Below are 16,017 nucleotides of genomic sequence, written 5' to 3' on the forward strand. Positions count from 1 at the left end.
CACCAGCGCCGGTCCCGGCCCGGGACGTACGCGCTGCCGCTCGGTGAGTCCTCGATCCGGGTCGGCGGGTCCCGGGCCAGGCGTCGAGCACCCGGGCCGGTCCGGGCCGGCTCACCGGGTCCGCGGCCCGGCCCCCGGCGCCGTGGACCGCGCCGAGCGGCGTCCCGTCCCACGGGCCACGGAGCCGCCGTCCGGCGCGCCGGCCGCGAACTCCGCCCGGCCGCGCCCTCACTCCCCCGGGGTGAGCGTGCCGTTGCCCAGTCCGTCGCGGGCCAGTTCGGCGGCCTGGCGGGTGAGTTCGGCGACACGGCGGGAGCGTTCCTCGAACTCCTCCAGCGCGCTGAAGGCTGCGCCGTAGCGGCGCTGGGCCGCGAGGTCCATCTGGGGGATGCGGGCGCCCTTGCCGTCGAGCCGGAAGGTGCCGCTGGCGCTGGTGGAGCGGCGGGTGTTGGCGGCGCTGCGCAGGAAGCCGCGCAGGAAGGCGGTGTCGAGCTGGTCGCTGACCGAGACGGGTTCCGGGTCGCCGTACTCGACGAGTCCGGCCCGGGCGAGGTCGGCGACGCTCACCGACGGTCCGGGGGGTGCGCCGGGGCCCTCTCCGGCCGTCAGGTCGGGCAGCAGTTCGGCCAGCTTGCGCAGTTCGCGGGTGAGTTCCCGGCGGAGGGCGAGGTACTCGGCCGCGTAGTCCCGGTGGGACTCCCTGACGTAGCGGCCGGGAGTCAGGTCGACGGTGTCGTCCAGGAGGTCGATCAGCGGGACGGCGGTGGCCTGGGCGGGCTCCGGGTCCAGCGAACCGTCCGGGTCGTTGGCGGTGAGGTCGACCATGCGCACGCTGGTGGCGGCGGCGCCCGGGGCGGCCGGGCGGCGCAGCTCCCACACGTGCACGGGCAGGGCGTGCGAGGCGGCGGCGCCCGGCGGCAGCGCGGTGACCTGGGCCAGGATCCCCCGGCGTACCAGCTCGGCCCGGATGCGCCGGCCGGCCTTGCGGTAGGCGACCGACGCCGGCATGACCATGAGCACGCGGCCGCCGGGAGCGGTGTGCGCGTAGGCGTGCTGGAGCCAGGCGAGTTCGCCTTCGGCGCGGGAGGGGATGCCCAGTTCCCACCGGGGGTCGAGCAGCAGGTCCTCGCGGCCCCAGTCGCTGTCGCCGACGGGCGGGTCGCAGACGACGAGGTCGGCCTGGAGTCCGCTCCAGTGGTCGTCGCGGAGGGAGTCGCCGGCGGTGATCGTGACGTCCTCGTGTCCGGTGAGGTCGGCGCGCAGCCGGGCGAAGCGGGCCTTGCGGGCGTCGGACTCCTGTCCGCGGCGCCGGGTCCCCCGGCGGGGTCCGACGGCGAGGAGGAGCGTGCCGATGCCGCAGGCCGGGTCGAGGACGGTGGCGCCGGCGGGTACGTCGCCGGCGAGGTGCCGCAGGGCGCGGACGATGCGCGGCGCGGTGACCTGGTCGGAGCCGGCCCGGCGGACGGAGTCGGTGAAGCGTTCGGCGAGGGCCTCGGCGACCTCGCCCGGCGACCCCTGCGCGGCCAGCTCGCGGGCCGGGCGGACCACGTCGTCGGGCAGCGGCGGGGCGTCCGGTCCGCCGGCGAGGAGCTGTGCGACGTCGGCGAGGGCGCCGGTCATGTCGTCGCCGGAGGCGGCCCGCAGCGCCTGCCACAACCGGACCTCCGCGGAGACGTCCTGGCCCTTGCGCTGGCGGTCGAGCCAGGTCTGTACGGCGGTCAGGTCGAACAGGGGGCTGGTGGCGCTGCCGCCCGCGGGCGCGGGGAAGTCCTCGTACCGCCGCCTCCAGTTGGAGACGGCGGCACGGGTGACCCCGGCGATCCGGGCGATCTCGGAAGCGGTGACAAGGGGTCCGCCGGGGGGTGGGGCGGAGTGGTCCGTCATACCGGTCACCGTACACATGGCGGCCACTCAGCCGCAATCAACCAACTCGTTGACGCCGTCAACAACTGCCGGGTGTGCCGCCCGGCTCAGGCGGCCCGGCGTGTCTGGGCGCGGTGGACGCGGACGATGTCCGCGTACCGCCGTCCGCTTCCCTTGATCGTGCGGGCCTGGGTGTCGTAGTCGACGTGGACCAGGCCGAAGCGCTTGTCGTAGCCGTAGGCCCACTCGAAGTTGTCCAGGAGGGACCAGGCGAAGTAGCCGGCCAGCGGGGCACCCTTGCGGGCCGCCGAGGCGCAGGCGGCGAGGTGGCGCTCCAGGTAGTCCCGGCGCTCGGGGTCGTCGACGCTGCCGTCCGGGCGGACCACGTCGGGGAAGGCGGAGCCGTTCTCGGTGACGTAGATCCTCCGGGCGCCGTACTCCTCGGTGAGCCGCAGCAGCAGCGTCTCGATGCCGGACGCGTCGATCTCCCAGTCCATGCCGGTGCGCGGGACGCCCTCGCGGCGGACGGAACGGGCGTACGGCGCGGGGCCGCCGGGGTCGTCGGTGACGTACGCCGGGAAGTAGTAGTTGAGCCCGAGCCAGTCGAGCGGTGCCGCGATGGCCGTCAGGTCCTCGGCGGTCAGCGGGAGTTCGACGCCGTAGGTCTCCACCATGTCGGCGGGGAAGCCGCGGCCGTGCACCGGGTCGAGCCACCAGCGGTTGACATGGCCGTCGTGCCGGCGGGCCGCCGCCAGGTCCTCGGGACGGTCGGTGACCGGGTGGACGGTGGAGAGGTTGTTCACGATGCCGACCTGGGCGCGGGGGGCGGCGTCGCGGATCGCCCGGGTGGCGAGGCCGTGGCCGAGGAGCAGGTGGCAGGAGGCGCGGACGGCGGCGGTCAGGTCGCGCCGGCCGGGGGCCATGGTGCCCTCCAGGTGACCGATCCAGGCGGAGCAGGAGGGCTCGTTCAGGGTGGCCCAGAGGGTGACGCGGTCGCCGAGGCGTTCGGCGACGACGGAGGCGTAGTCGGCGAACGCGAGGGCGGTGTCCCGCTCCGGCCAGCCGCCGCGGTCCTGGAGCACCTGCGGCAGGTCCCAGTGGTAGAGGGTGACGGACGGGGTGATGCCCGCCTCCAGCAGCGCGTCCACCAGTTCGTCGTAGAACGCGAGGCCCTTGGGGTTCACCGGCCCGGTGCCGTCCGGGATCACCCGCGGCCAGGCCACCGACAAGCGGTAGGCGTTGACGCCGAGCTGCCGCATGAGCCCGATGTCCTCGCGCCAGCGGTGGTAGTGGTCGCAGGCGACGTCGCCTGTGTCACCGTTCGCGATCTTCCCCGGGGTGTGGGAGAAGGTGTCCCAGATCGAGGGCGAACGGCCGTCCTCGGCGACGGCCCCCTCGATCTGGTACGCCGCCGTGGCGGTGCCCCACAGGAAGTCGTGCGGGAGTGCGGCGAGGTCGATGGGTTCGGACACGGGAGTCCCTTCGGGATCAGGGGTGGGGGTCACTTGACGGCGCCCGCCGTCAGACCCGCGACGAGATAGCGCTGCAACAGCAGGAAGCCGGCCACCACGGGCACGCTGACGACCAGCGAGGCGGCCATGATCTGGTTCCAGTAGACGTCGTTGAGGGTGGAGTAGCCCTGGAGGCCGACGGCGAGGGTGCGGGTGGTGTCGTTGGTCATGACCGACGCGAAGAGCACCTCGCCCCAGGCGGTCATGAAGGCGTAGACGGCGACCGCGACGATGCCGGGGACCGCGGCCGGCACGACGACCCGGAACAGGGCTCCGAGCGGGCCGCAGCCGTCCACCAGCGCCGCCTCGTCCAGGTCGCGCGGCACCGAGTCGAAGTAGCCGATCAGCATCCAGATGGAGAACGGCAGCGAGAAGGTCAGGTACGTCAGGATCAGCCCGCCGCGGGAGCCGAACAGGGCGATGCCGGTGGCGTTGCCGATGTTGACGTAGATCAGGAAGAGCGGGAGCAGGAAGAGGATGCCCGGGAGCATCTGCGTCGACAGCACGGTGACCGTGAAGACGCGTTTGCCGCGGAACTCGTGGCGGCTGACGGCGTAGGCGGCGAACACGGCGATGACCACGGAGCAGACGGTCGCCGCGCCGGCCACGATCACCGAGTTGGCGAAGTACCTGGCGAGCGGCACGGTCGACCAGATGTCGATGTAGGGGCGGACGGTCAGCTCGCTGGGCAGCCAGCGGAACCGGCCGGTGACGTCGGCGAGCGGCTTGAGCGAGCTGGAGACCATCACGTACACCGGCAGGAGCACGAACCCGGCGAGCAGGGTGAGGAACACCCGGCGCGCCCACAGGAACGAACGCGGGGGCGCCATGGGCGAGGTGGGCGACGGCGCCGCGGGCGGGCTAGGCATCGGCGGTCCTCCGTCCGCGCGAGGTGAGCAGCAGGTAGCCGCCCGTCACGACGAGCAGGAAGAGCAGCAGCAGCACGGACATGGCCGAGCCGGTGCCGAAGTTCCAGGTGACGAACGAGGACTGGTAGATGTGCACGGAGATGAGGTCGGCGGCTTCGGGGGCGGCCTTGCCGAACAGCACGTACGGCGTGTTGAAGTCGTTGAACGTCCACAGGAACAGCACCAGGACGAGCACCTGGTTGACCGGGCGCAGCGACGGCAGCGTGATGCGGCGGATGCGCTGCCACATCCCGGCGCCGTCCAGCGCGGCGGCCTCGTACAGCTCCCGGGGAATGTTCTGCAGCCCGGCCGTGACGATGAGGAACGCGAACGGCCAGCCCTTCCACACCGACACGGTCAGCAGCGCGTAGAAGCTGTTGTCTCCGATGAGCCAGAACGACGGCTTGTCGGTGAGGTGCAGCTGGTCGTGCAGGACGTGGTTCACCAGGCCGTTGTCGTGCTGGAACATGAACACCCAGGTGATGACGGCCGCGTACACGGGCAGCGCGTACGGCACCAGGAAGAGGGCGCGCAGCAGACCGCGCCCGCGGAAGGTGTCCTGCATGAACACCGCGGTGGCCGTTCCGATGAGCCAGCACAGGCCGACCGAGAGCAGGGTGAAGCCGACGGTGGTGGCGAAGGACTGGAGCAGCGCCTTGCCGACGGGGGCGTCGAAGTCGACCGAGACCCGGTAGTTGTCGAGGCCGCTCCAGGGGGCGGTGCCCCAGTCGCGGATGTAGAACTGGGTGAGTTCCTTGAAGCTCATCACGATGCCGATCGCCATCGGCACGAGGTGGACGAGGAGTTCGAGGAGCAGGGCGGGCAGGAGCAGCAGGTACGGCAGGGAGAGGCGGCGGATCCGCCCGGTGCGGCGGCGGGGTTCGCGCGCCGCACCGGGGGACGTCTCGCGCGCCGGTTCCTTCAGCGCGGTGGTCGTCATCGTGGTCACGCCGCCGGCATCTGCTGCTGGGCCTTCTCCAGCTTCGCCCGGACGCCGTCCGTGGTGACGGCGCGTCCGGCGGCGGCGTCGGCGAACAGCTCCTTGACGGCCGTACCGACCGCCGTCTCGAACTGCGACTCGGACGGCACCTGGGGCAGGGCGGCGGCGCTGGTGGCGAGGGTGTCCTTGAGTACCGCGGTGGCCGGGGCGGCGAACGCGGGGTCCGACTGGGCGGACGTGACCGGCGGGATGGAGCTGTAGGCCGTGTTGAGGATCTTCTGCTCGCCGTCGGAGGTCATGAACTTCACGAACTTCGTGGCACCGTCGAGGTTGTGGGTGTTCTTGAAGACGGCGATGTTGATGCCCATGACCGCCGAGTTGACCTGGGTGCCGCCGCCGGGCTTGCCGGAGAGGACCGGTACGGGCGCGACGCCGTAGGCGTCCTCGCTCATGCCCTGGGACGTGAGGTTGGCGGAGGCGGACTGCCACAACAGCATCGCCTGCCTGCCCTTGGCGAAGTCGCTGACGGACTGGTTCTGCCCGTACTCGGCGTCACCGGCCGGGATGGCCTTGTCCTTGGCCATCAGGTCGACGTACCGCTTCACCGCCGCGACCACCTTGGGGCTGGTGAAGTCGGGCTTGCCGTCGGCGGTGAAGAAGTCGGCGCCGTGCTGCTTGGCGAAGACGAAGACGTGGTGGATGTTCTCCGACAGGTTGGCACCCTCGGCGCCGAGCGCGGACTTGCCCTTCGCCTTGATCTTCCGGGCGTCGGCGACCAGTTCGTCCCAGGTGGCGGGGGGCTTGGCGATGCCGGCGTCGGCGAAGATCTTCTTGTTGTAGTAGAGCGCGTACGCCATCGAGTACAGCGGGACCGCCGCCGGGTCCTTGCCCGGGGCGCCGGTGGAGCCGAGGGCGCTCGCGGCGAACCGGTCCTTGCCGCCTATCTTCGCGAAGTTCCGCTCGTCCCAGGGCAGCAGCGCGCCGGTCGCCTGGAGGGAGGCGCTCCAGGTGTTGCCGATGTTCAGCACGTCCGGGCCCTGGCCGGAGGTGGTCGCGGTCAGGATCCGGTTCAGCAGGTCCGACCAGGGCACGACCTCCAGCTTCACCTTGATGCCGGTCTGCCGCTCGAACTTGTCGAGTTCGGGCTGGAGCACCTTCTTGTCGACGGCGACGCTGGCGCCCTGGTTGGAGGCCCAGTACGTCAGCGTCCTGGGCGAGTCGTTCGACCCGCCACCGGTGGACGATCCGCCTCCGCAGGCCGTGGCCGCGAGGGCGAGAGACAGGGTGACGGCGCCTACGGCCGCGGCTCGGATCCTGCGCATGGCTCCCGGTGTCCCTTCAGGGATTGCACTCATGACTTAATTTAGGACGTGAGTTAATCCGTCCGGACGGCTCACGTCAAGGGATCGGGCAGTTCCGCCGGCGCGTGGAGGGCGCGCGGCCCCGAGGGGACCGCCGGCGGACCGAGGGCGGCGAGGACGGCGCCCGGCCGGAGCGGGGCGCGCGCAGGCCGAAGGCATCGACGACGATGGCGCCGGGGGAGGAGGGACGACGGACGACGGACGACGGACGAGCCGATGATGACGCCGAGCTGAGGGAGGAGGAGTGCAGGGTGCCGACGAGCGGTCCGGCGTGGCCCGCCCGCCGTCGCCCGCCCGCCGGGCCCGGGTGACCATCGCGGGGTTCAGGGTGACCCCGACCAGGCCGACGCCCAGCAGCACACCACCACGGGGACGAGCCCGCCGGCCAGGACGGCGAACCCGGCGAGGAAGAACGGGTTGAGCAGCAGCGGGCCCACCGCGAGGACCGGAACTGCGTACCGGTCGGCGAGCCGGCCCACGACCGTGTCGCCGACGGCGGTCGCGGCGCCGTAGGCGATCAGGAGCGGCGGGACGGCGTCGGTGGAGAAGCCGGTGACGCCCGTGCGGACGGGCCCGAGGCGGTTGAAGGTGGCTGAAGGCGGAGAAGGTGGCGCCCACGACGAGCGTGCCGGCGGCCGGCGCCCGCCACAGCCGGGGCCGGGGCCGGGCGAGGACGGCGGCCTCGGCACGCAGGCCGCCGCTCGGCGCGGGACCGAGCCGCGGCACGCCGGCCGGGGCGGCCGCGGCGGCGACCAGGACGAGCACCGAGACGGCCCGGAACCGCGCGCCGACCGTCCGGCCCTGCCGGCCCGCACCACGGACCACGGTGGCTCGTGGTGCGGGCCGGCGTGCGGGGGCGCACGCACCCCTCAGCGGACGGGTGCCGGTGCGTAGCCGGCGGGCCGGGTGGTGAAGGTGCCCCGTCCCTGGGTGCGGCTGCGCAACCGGGTGGCGTAACCGAACAGTTCGGCCAGTGGCACGGTCGCGGTCAGTACGGCCGCGCCGCCGCGGGTCTCCGAGCCGCCGACCCGGCCGCGCCGTGCGGCCAGGTCGCCGAGCACCCCGCCGACGGCGTCCTCCGGCACGGTCACCGTGACCTCCGCGACCGGTTCGAGCAGTGCCGTCGTACAGGCCCGCAGGGCCGCGCGCAGGCCGAGCCGGCCGGCGGTGCGGAAGGCGGTGTCGGAGGAGTCCTTCACATGCGTGGACCCGTCGGTGAGCGTCACGCGCACCCCGGTCACCGGATGCCCGCCGAGCGGTCCCTCGGCGAGCGCGTCCCGGCAGCCGGCCTCCACCGCGCGGACGTACTCCTGCGGAACGCGCCCGCCGACCACGGCGGACCGGAACTCGAAGCCGACGGCGCCCGGTTCGGGGCCGAGCGGCTCCACGTCCAGGACGACGTGGGCGAACTGCCCCGCCCCGCCGTCCTGTTTGACGTGCCGGTACGCGAACCCGGTGACGCTGCCGACGACGGTCTCCCGGTACGCCACCCGCGGGCGGCCCACGGTGACCTCCGGTCCGCCGTCACGGCGGATCTTCTCCACCGCGACCTCCAGGTGGAGTTCCCCCCTCCCGGACAGCACGGTCTGCCCGGTCTCGGTGTCGGTGCGCACCACCAGGGAGGGGTCCTCCTCGGCGAGCCGGGCGAGCGCTGTGGCGAGCCGCCCGGTGTCCGTGCTCCGCCGCGCCTCGACGGCGACGGACACCACGGGTTCGGCGGTCACGGATGCCTCCAGCAGCAGGGGTGCGCCGGGATCACACAGCGTGGCGCCGGCCCGGGCCGATCTCACGCCCGCGAGCGCGACGATGTCACCGGCGACCGCCCGGTCCAGCTGGACGTGCCGGTCCGCCATGACCCGCAGGATCCTCGCCACCCGCTCGGTGCGTCCGCCACCGGGGTCCGCCACGGTGTCCCCCTTCTCGATCGTGCCCGAGTAGACGCGCACATGGGCCAGGCGGCCGGTGGCGGACGCGTTCACCTTGAACACGAGGCCGGCGAACGGCGCGTGGGGATCGGCGGCCCGCAGCTCCTCGGCCCCCTCGTGGACACCGCGCACGGCGGGGACGTCCAGTGGCGACGGCAGGTAGGCCACCACCGCGTCCAGCAGCGGCTCGACACCGCGGTTGCGGTAGGCGGAGCCGCACAGCACGACCACGCCGTCTCCGGTGCGGGTGAGGTCGCGCAGGGCCGTGGTGAGGGTCCCGGCGGAGAGCGTCTCGCGGTCGCAGAACTCCTCCAGGGCGGCCGGATGCCGTTCGGCGACCGCCTCCTCCAGCGCACGCCGACGCCGTACCGCCTCCTCCCGCAGCTCCTCCGGCACCGCGCCCTCCACGGCCGTCCCCTCGCCGTCGCCCCACACCAGGGACCGCATCCGCACCAGGTCCACGACGCCGGTGAAGCCGTCCTCGGTGCCGATCGGCAGCTGGACGACGAGCGGAGCGGGGTGCAGCCGGTCACGGATGGAGGCCACGGCCCGGTCCAGGTCGGCGCCCGCGCGGTCGAGCTTGTTGACGAACGCGATCCTCGGGACGCCGTACCGGTCGGCCTGCCGCCACACCGACTCGCTCTGCGGTTCCACACCGGCCACGGCGTCGAACACGGCGACCGCCCCGTCCAGGACGCGCAGCGAGCGCTCGACCTCGTCGGCGAAGTCGACATGGCCGGGGGTGTCGATGAGGTTGATGCTGTGGCCCTTCCAGGCGCAGCTCACCGCGGCGGCGAAGATGGTGATGCCGCGGTCGCGTTCCTGCGGGTCGAAGTCGGTGACGGTGGTGCCGTCGTGCACCTCGCCTCGCTTGTGCGTGGTGCCCGTCGCGTACAGGATCCGCTCGGTGACGGTGGTCTTGCCGGCGTCGACGTGGGCGAGGATGCCGAGGTTGCGGACGGCGGCGAGGGTGTCGATGTGGGTGCGCACGGCCCGGTGCCTTTCGAAGGAATGCGGGAAGAGGGCGGCGCGATTCCCCGTGGTCCCCTTGGTCCCCGTGTGCCGGGGCGAGGCGACGTACGCGCGGACGTACGGCGGCGGCCGGCAGGTGCCGGGCGCTGCGGTCTGTCGGCGCGGTGTCAGCGGGGTGTCACGGGCATCCGGTGCCGGCCGCGCAGCGGGCACCGGGCGGACGAGGACACCAGGATCACCTCGGTCCGCGCGGGGGGAACGACGACGGCGGTACGGTCACGCACGGCCCGGCTCCCCTCGATCGACACGGCTCACGTCAGCGCGCCGCCGTGATGTCGGTACGGCGCGCGGTGCGTGGCGAGTCTAGGGAGGACGGCGGGACGGGGGCACACGAATTTCCACGCCCCGCCGCTCCCCCACCCACCCGTTCGCCACCGAGTGAAAGGGTGTCAGGGCAGCGATCAGGCGAAACTCGATGGCGTGGCACCCCCGGCGACGCGACACTCTCAGGTATGCATGATCGCCTGGAAGCTTCCGCCGGCTTGTGGTTGCGCCGTTGGTCGCCCAAGGACGCTCAAGCGGTACTGGATGCGTTCGCGGATCCGGCGATGAGATGGCAGGCCGGTGAACCGGTCACGTCGCTGGACGCCGCTCGGCGCTGGCTCACGGCGCAGGCGGATCAGTGGGCATCGGGGACCGCCTTCGCCTTCGCCGTGGTCGACGGTACGGGTGCCGTGCTGGGCAACGCGGCTGTCAGTGCGGTGAACCAGCGTCACAGGACCGGCTGGGTGTCGTACTGGACCACGGCTCCCGCTCGGGGCCGCGGTGTGGCGTCCCGGGCTTGCCGGGAGCTGGCGCGCTGGTCCTTCGATGAGCTCGGACTGTTCCGCCTGGAACTGGGGCACCGGGTGAACAACCCGGCTTCCTGCCGGGTCGCCCGGGCCGCGGGATTCGCCACGGAGGGCGTCGAGCGGCAGAAGCTGGAGTACGACGGGGTGCGCTACGACGTCGAGCGCCATGCGAGGTTGGCCGACGACGAAGTGAGCACGAGCTGACCAGTGCGTGGCCGCAGCTCAGGCAGGATGGTTACATGCCGGCTGCAAACTCTCCCTCTGCGTAAATAGGCCCATGAGGGCGGTGCCCCGCCGCGGCCACACCGATGACCGTCCACGAGTACGCCTGGCACTTCTACCGCGATTCCGGACTACGAGCGTGAGGTCCAGCATCAACGGCTGTGCCCTGCCGCGTGACAAGACCGTCACGTAGGAGTTGCCGTGCCCGGTCACGGCTATCAATGTGGGCTGCCGTCCGGACAACTGTGTTGGCTCTCAGGTCAGTAGCACCGAGGGTGTCGAGCGGGCCACGTAGGCCAATCCGTCATACTCACGCATGAGCACCGTCTGAGTCATCGAGAAACGGTACGTCACGCGTGGCACGCCGGCGCCGAAGGACCGCATGAACTGTGGGCTCTCCAGCCACTCGGCAACGGCGGGCTCGGTCCGGCCGGCACGGAGATCGATCAGGTGGTCCTCGGAGGTGACCGAGGCCAGTTGGGCCTCGACGGAGCGCGGACCCGCCGCACTGATGGTGTGTTTCCTGGGCGGTCGTGTCGCGGAGTTTCCGGGGCGGGCTCGGAAGGCGCCTTCGCCGAACAGCAGGCCGAGGGCGTAGTACTGCTCACCGTAGTGGCCCCTGAGGTGCTTCCCCATGGCGGGAATGTCGCGGGCGTAACAATCGGTGCATACATGGCCGTTGTGGGCCCAGATGGCCACCTTTCCGGCGGTTCCCTCTTCCAGAGAGATCACCGCCTGGGCCATGTGGCGGTCCCGGGCGGCCAGCGCGCCCGTCTCCTCGCCTTCGCCCCGCGGCGGCCGGGAGGCTACGTCAGCCGCGGCCACGATCAGGCGCGCATGCCTGAGTGCCTGATCAACGGCCGTGTCCCCGATGTGCGCGGCAAGCCGGGGGTGCTCTTCCTCGAGGAATCGCTGCAGATCACGTGCCTCGGCAAGGAGTTGGGGGCGCTGGTCCACGAGTGACCCGGTCCTGGCCTCCGCCAGTGTGCCGAGCAGGCCGCCGGTGATGTCCGCCCGTTCCGGTGCCAGCGGGCGCAGCACAGCGGCCAGCACCGCCAGGGAGGGGCCGCATCGCTGCGGGTCGATGCCTACGAATCGTACGGCCCGGTCCTGGGGAACCGTTCGGTTGTGGTCGCGCATCCACTCGACGACGTCGAGCATTTCCCGTGTCCGCCACGTCCAGAAGCCGAGGCCGGCCAGCGCGCCGACGGCATCACCGGTTCCGTGCAGCACGTAGTCGTCGACCGCCTGGGCGGCGGAGGCGCTGGCTTCCATGGCCAGGGCAGTGAACCCCATCTCCTCGACGAGGAAGCGTAGTAACTGGTGTTTGAGCCGGAAGAACTCGGCTGTCCCGTGCGTCGCTTCCCCCATCCCCAGAACGCGTACGTCACGCAGAACCTTGCGCAGTGGCTCCAGGTCACGGTAGCCCGGGCCCGGGTCTGATGCCTCGGAGTGCAGGCCTTTCAATGGCAAGGCGTGCTCTTTCAGCCATCGCTGCACTTCCTCGGTCATCGCCATTTCCTTTCGCATCACCTCTCGACACGGTGAGCCTAGCCTTCTTGCGATCACGCCCGATCGGACCGCACGCATTTCGGCCGAGAGTTCCGCCAGGTCCTCCAGGGCCGCATTCCAGCCATGCGCGAGACCTACACCTGCGCAGTTGAGGACCACTTCGTCCACGCCCACTCGGGCGTACTCGGCCAGTGCGCCGGCCACTTCCCGCGGGCTGCCGTACGCGAAGGTTCCCGAGTCGACCAAAGCACGTGCGTTGAGATAGGGCTGTGACGGGTGCACCCGCAGCCCGGCGCGCCTGAGCATGTCCGTGTAGTGCGGGGCGCTCAGGTGTGTGGGCGGCTGCGTAAGAGTTCCGCGGCACGCAGCTGGTCGGCGGCGAGTTCTACTGCCCGCTGATGCCCACCCCGCTCATCACTGCGGCCGCCACATACATCGACAGCCGCACGGACGAGGACCGCGCCCACGCACTCAACCTGATCCAGTCCCGGAAGGACTACCAGACCAAGATCAAGGAGTACGGGCCCGCAGGGAACCAGCGCCGACAGTGCCCCGCCCTCGGGCCGCACGCCACGGTCACCCGCTACCGCCGGCCCCAGCCGCGCCCGTCCGCCGTCGTCGGCCTCGACGCCCCCACTGTCCGTACCCCGGCAGCCCTGCCCACCATCCCAAGGCCCAAGCGGGACACCTCCGTCTACCCCGACATCTGCAGGGGGAAGAGCATCACCGTCCCGGGCACCGTGTTGGCTGGCCAAGTGGCGCCAGAAATACCCGCTGTTCGCCCCTCTGTGGCAGAAAGCCTGGTCCGGACTGCGCAGTCAAAACGAGGGCGGCAACGGCAACCTCAAGAAGTCCGCCCTCGACAGCATCGACAACCCCCCAGCTCCGCCTGCCGCACGGACGCGTCGCACAGACCCTGCTCAATGCCGTCATCATCTTCGTGGCGAACCTCAGAGCCATCCGACGGTTCCTCCGCGACCAGGGCATCCAGCCCCGCAAAGCCGGCACGCAGAGCGCCGCAACCCCACCCGGTGAGCACTCCGACCCGCCCCAGGCGCGACCGCTTCCGACCGAGCAGGCCGAGCCTCCCCCCACACAAGTGGCACGCCCTCGCAGCGCTCCACCCCCTGAAAACCCCACATGCCTGCACCACGGCCACCAACGGTCGCACTCGGTCCTCGTGATCGGCTCGGTGAGGAGTGGGTGCGGTGGCGGTCCGGGTACTGCGCAGGCCCAGAAACGACGAAATACCGGCGAGTAACATGACTCGACCGGTAGTTCGTGAACGCTTCGGGGCGCCTCGTGAACGTCCCTACTGGTGTCCGAGGGGGGACTTGAACTCTCCTCCCGGGTACCAGCCCACAACCGCTCTGACCTGGGGAAACGCCCGTCGACAGGCTTGAGGCGGCCGTTTCTCCTGTTCTTTCCTGCTGTTTCAGGCCCTCTCGGGACCCTGTTGGTCACGCGTTGGTCATGTGACCAACCCTCCTCCGGGGCGTCCGTCCCTGGTCAGGCTTCCCGGACCGCGCCACGGGGCTACGCCCAGTCTGCACGGGCGCGTACGTGACCACGTACCGGGGGTGGCTGGGGCGGCCGGGGACCTGTTTATGCAAAGACACGCATAGTCGCGTTCACGCATAGACGCGTAGCGCCACCCCCTCTACTGTCGGTGGGCAGGCGGCCCAAACGGGGCCAGAGCAAGGGGGTTTGGCATGTCCGAACGTTCGGCACTCACCCGGCTCACAGGCAACGGCAACGGCGAGTGCGGAGAGAAGGACTGCCCGAACGTCTACCGCGACGAGACGGACGGCGGAATCGTTGTTCAGGGCGACCAGTGCGCCGCGTTCCAGCCCCCGGCAGGTGAGGCGCTGGTGAAGATTCCCGAGGACGTTCTGAGGGAGGCTGTCCGTGCACTTGGATGGTGACGCGTGGAATGACTGCTTCGATTCCATGGAGCGTGAGGCGTGGCGGCTGGAAACGCTGCCCGTCTACACCATGCCCCAGGAAGCGGATAAGCTGAAACGCTTTCTCGCCGGGGAGAAGTCGCCGGACGATTACACCTCGGGTTGGATGGACGAGGTTCGGCAATGGACCTCGGAAGGAAAGAGTGTCGGCAGGGTGCACGTCGTGACCCGCCCGCTCTCGGACTACCTTCGCTTCGAGTTCGAGTATTACTACCGGCATCACGTGAAGGCGGGCGAGGATATCCGCATCCTCGACCTCACCGACCGGGAGAACCCGGGACTCCCGGACCAGGATTTCTGGATGTTCGATGAGTCCAAGGTGGTCCTGATGAACTACCGGCCGGACGGGACGCAGATTAACCGGGAACTGTACGAGGGTGATCCCGAGCCGTACCGGCAGTGGAAGCTGATTGCGGTTGCCGAGTCGGTTCCATTCCTGGAGTACGTGAGCGGGTGACGTTCGACCCTGAAAAGTTGGGGCAGCCGAAGCAAGAACTGGCCGCCCTGCTGAAAGAACTACGCAAGCGAGCCGGCCTCACTGGGGACCGGCTCGCTCGGCGTTGCAACATGTCCCAATCGAAGATCAGCCGGATCGAGAATGGGAAAGCCCAACCGAGTCTGCTGGACCTGGAAAGAATCCTCCGGGCCGTCGTGGCTCCGCCCGAGGTCATCGAGGAGGTCATCGCCCTTGCGAGGCTGGCCAACACCGAATGGCAAGACCTGCGCTCGCTGCGACGTAGGGGCCTGGAGAATAAGCAGACTGAACTTGCTGCCCTTGAATCCTCGTCCACGGAGTTCCGCTTCTTCCTGCTCTCGATGATTACAGGACTGCTGTCCACCCCTGAGTACATCCGAGCCAGCCTTGCCCATTCTCCGGCCGACGTCACTAAGACGATCGCGAGGAAGCTGGAGCGGCAGGAGGTTCTTTACGACACGAAGAAGCGGTTCACCTTCATCCTCACCGAACAGGCCGTAAGGTGGCCACTCCTGCCCCCGGCCGCGATGGCGATACAGATTGACCGGCTGGCCTCACTGACCCACCTACCGAATGTGAAGCTCGGTGTCATCCCAATCGCGGGATATAAGCCCATGGCTCCGATGGACACCTTCACTGTCTACGACAACACCCTGGCCACTGTGGAGAACACCACTGGTGTCGTGATCCTGAGAGATTCGCGCGACATCGAAATGCATTTGGAACTGTTCTCGACACTGGAGGGGTACGCGCTGTTCGGGGCCGAAGCGCGAGCCTTGTTGACGGAGTGGGCTGCCGCCTGCCGTTCATGATCTTTAGTCCATGACGGGAAAGAACTACACAGCCGCCGCTTTCTGGGCCAATGATTTCCCCCATGACAGCGACCGAGCGAAACGAAGAGCGGGTGCGTTACGGCGTAGGTCGGGGGCTGGAGTACCGGCGGACATTCGGCCCTGATGGTGGTGTGCGCTCGTGACGGGGCGCATGACTCTGCGGGTGTCGTACGACGGCGGCCGGACGTACGGCCCGGTTCGTGAGGTGCAGGTGGAGCCGCGCAATGCGGTGATCCTGGGTTCGCCGACCAAGTCCCCGCCGTGCGGGTGCCCTCGGTACACGGGCCGCAGCTCGTTGCCTGCCAGTGCTCTCCGCCCCGTGGCGGTGGAGCCGAAGGCGACATGATGCGTCGCTTGGGTCACTGGGTGCTGCGCCACTTTGGCCGGTACGCGGGGCCGCTCTACCTGGCCGCGATCCTCGGCGGCTGTGCCCTGGTCCTCGCCGTGGCTCTTTGGTAACCGCATTGGCCGCTGTCCCTGATGCCTTCCGCCGGATTCCCGGTGGGAGTTCCCGAGAAGAGAGGTAGTCCGATGGTGGAAGAGAACACCACTTCGGTGGCCCCCGAGGGGGGTGGACTGCTCGTCGCGAAGCGGAAGAGCGTGGCCGCGCGCACCCGCGCCGAGCAGGAGTCGGACGTCAGCAGTGGCCGTTCCGACGGCAACGACTGACGGGAGCGCCC

13 protein-coding genes are annotated in these 16,017 nt (G+C 70.4%); 5 read left to right on the plus strand and 8 right to left on the minus strand.

The features are described from left to right. Positions 1-228: 228 nt before the first annotated feature. The 7 genes from ACZ4VF_RS03725 to fusA form a co-directional block, all read right to left on the minus strand. Entirely contained in the window at positions 229-1,884 is a 1,656-nt protein-coding gene (locus ACZ4VF_RS03725) for an HsdM family class I SAM-dependent methyltransferase (RefSeq protein ID WP_467922940.1), read from the minus strand. An 86-nt stretch (positions 1,885-1,970) separates the two neighbouring features. Further along, positions 1,971-3,335: a GH1 family beta-glucosidase gene (locus ACZ4VF_RS03730; protein ID WP_467922942.1), complete on the minus strand. Its 1,365-nt coding sequence runs from the start codon at positions 3,333-3,335 to the stop codon at positions 1,971-1,973. Positions 3,336-3,364: 29 nt separating this feature from the next. After that, a complete protein-coding gene (locus ACZ4VF_RS03735) occupies positions 3,365-4,204 on the minus strand; it encodes a carbohydrate ABC transporter permease (protein ID WP_467923763.1) in 840 nt (279 codons plus the stop codon). 31 nt (positions 4,205-4,235) lie between these two features. After that, positions 4,236-5,222 carry a carbohydrate ABC transporter permease gene (locus tag ACZ4VF_RS03740; protein WP_467923764.1) on the minus strand — a complete coding sequence of 329 codons (987 nt, stop codon included), beginning with the start codon at positions 5,220-5,222 and terminating at the stop codon, positions 4,236-4,238. A 5-nt stretch (positions 5,223-5,227) separates the two neighbouring features. Next, on the minus strand, positions 5,228-6,544 hold the full coding sequence (locus tag ACZ4VF_RS03745) for an ABC transporter substrate-binding protein (RefSeq protein WP_467922944.1): 1,317 nt from the start codon (positions 6,542-6,544) through the stop codon (positions 5,228-5,230). Between the two features lie 362 nt (positions 6,545-6,906). After that, on the minus strand, positions 6,907-7,272 hold the full coding sequence (locus ACZ4VF_RS03750; RefSeq protein ID WP_467922946.1) for a hypothetical protein: 366 nt from the start codon (positions 7,270-7,272) through the stop codon (positions 6,907-6,909). A gap of 180 nt (positions 7,273-7,452) precedes the next feature. After that, on the minus strand, positions 7,453-9,498 hold the full coding sequence (gene fusA / locus ACZ4VF_RS03755; RefSeq protein WP_467922948.1) for an elongation factor G: 2,046 nt from the start codon (positions 9,496-9,498) through the stop codon (positions 7,453-7,455). A 494-nt stretch (positions 9,499-9,992) separates the two neighbouring features. Here fusA and ACZ4VF_RS03760 point away from each other — a divergent pair, with 494 nt between their 5' ends. After that, the gene (locus ACZ4VF_RS03760; RefSeq protein ID WP_467922950.1) at positions 9,993-10,535 is read left to right on the plus strand and encodes a GNAT family N-acetyltransferase; all 543 of its coding nucleotides are present in this window, start codon (positions 9,993-9,995) and stop codon (positions 10,533-10,535) included. Between the two features lie 273 nt (positions 10,536-10,808). Here ACZ4VF_RS03760 and ACZ4VF_RS03765 read toward each other — a convergent pair whose 3' ends face one another. After that, complete coding sequence (locus ACZ4VF_RS03765) at positions 10,809-12,065, minus strand: erythromycin esterase family protein (RefSeq protein ID WP_467922951.1); 1,257 nt, start codon at positions 12,063-12,065, stop codon at positions 10,809-10,811. A 1,712-nt stretch (positions 12,066-13,777) separates the two neighbouring features. Here ACZ4VF_RS03765 and ACZ4VF_RS03770 point away from each other — a divergent pair. The 4 genes from ACZ4VF_RS03770 (at position 13,778) to ACZ4VF_RS03785 (ending at position 16,006) form a co-directional block, all read left to right on the plus strand. Beyond that, a complete protein-coding gene (locus ACZ4VF_RS03770) occupies positions 13,778-13,990 on the plus strand; it encodes a hypothetical protein (protein WP_173264862.1) in 213 nt (70 codons plus the stop codon). Beyond that, entirely contained in the window at positions 13,974-14,486 is a 513-nt protein-coding gene (locus ACZ4VF_RS03775; RefSeq protein ID WP_467922952.1) for a DUF6879 family protein, read from the plus strand. Before ACZ4VF_RS03770 ends, ACZ4VF_RS03775 begins: the two co-directional genes overlap by 17 nt. Then, a complete protein-coding gene (locus ACZ4VF_RS03780; RefSeq protein ID WP_467922954.1) occupies positions 14,483-15,316 on the plus strand; it encodes a helix-turn-helix domain-containing protein in 834 nt (277 codons plus the stop codon). The genes ACZ4VF_RS03775 and ACZ4VF_RS03780 overlap by 4 nt, the downstream gene beginning before the upstream one ends. A gap of 552 nt (positions 15,317-15,868) precedes the next feature. Further along, complete coding sequence (locus ACZ4VF_RS03785) at positions 15,869-16,006, plus strand: hypothetical protein (protein ID WP_467922956.1); 138 nt, start codon at positions 15,869-15,871, stop codon at positions 16,004-16,006. Positions 16,007-16,017: the final 11 nt, after the last annotated feature.

Source organism: Streptomyces sp. NPDC029151, assembly GCF_055564315.1.